The organism is Pseudoalteromonas rubra, assembly GCF_005887095.1.
Classification (GTDB): domain Bacteria; phylum Pseudomonadota; class Gammaproteobacteria; order Enterobacterales; family Alteromonadaceae; genus Pseudoalteromonas; species Pseudoalteromonas rubra_E.
In genome coordinates this window covers 1-902 of sequence record NZ_PNCI01000077.1, presented here as the reverse complement: position 1 = coordinate 902, position 902 = coordinate 1, and the positions used below count along the sequence as shown (strand labels likewise).

The following is a 902-nucleotide window of genomic DNA, read 5'->3' as shown; positions in this document are numbered from 1 at the left end:
GGTAAGCCAGGAGCCGCTGCAGGAAAGCGACACTTTATACCATTTTGAATAATTAACTGGTCAGATTTATCCAGTCCCTAAAGCACAATGATTTCACCCTGTCAGCACATGAGATAAACGCATTCCATGCTTCGCTGACCTGATCCAGAATGTCATCATAGTTTGCAAAGGTTCTGTTTGATAACTTATGTTGTCTGAGCCAACTCCACACTTGTTCTATGGGGTTTAACTCTGGGGAATAAGGTGGCAGCCTAATGATCACTACATTCTCCAGGCCTTTTACCAAACCATCTTTGAAGTGCCAGGCTGCGCGATCCATGACGACCACAGCCATTCTTCCTGGTTGAGTCCTTTGTGATATTTGCTCCAAGTGAGAATACATGACTTCTTTATTCACTATAGGTGAGATGAGTGCTTCTGTTTCGCCAGTTGTTGGACACACTGCACCAAATAGATAGGCATATTCGAATTGTTGCTGCTTTACAACTCTTGGACGTGAGCCTTTTTCAGCCCAAACCTTTGTTGTCGAAGTTTGCTGACCAAATCGTGCTTCATCCTGAAACCACACATCAATGCGTTCAGGAAGCAGGTGTCCCGGGGTGTGAAGGATCGTTTCCAACTCAAAGTTTTTTAAAAGCTTCCTGGCGAGCTTTATCCCCTTTAGGGTGGATTGACCGACTGCTGATCCATGAGAAGTTTTGCCTTTTCAACAATCTGTGAACGGCTGATAACTCGTACTCAATGTGAAAAGACTCAGATATATACTGCTGAATATCTTCTAGTGTTAGCCGACCACCTTCCGTGCGGTCTATAGAGTCGAGTACATATGCTTTAAGCTGCTTCAGTTGTGCATCATCCAGTTTGCAAGGGCGGCCCGAGCGAGGTAGTTCTTCCAGGCCTTC

General features: G+C 45.2%; 2 protein-coding genes. Both read right to left on the bottom strand.

The window, feature by feature from the left end:
- Positions 1-52 precede the first annotated feature (52 nt).
- Positions 53-619, bottom strand: coding sequence for an IS630 family transposase (locus CWB99_RS22600; protein ID WP_171045434.1), 567 nt, complete (start codon positions 617-619; stop codon positions 53-55).
- 1 nt (position 620) lies between these two features.
- The coding region (locus CWB99_RS22595) for a helix-turn-helix domain-containing protein (protein WP_171045433.1) at positions 621-902 on the bottom strand (282 nt) is incomplete at its 5' end.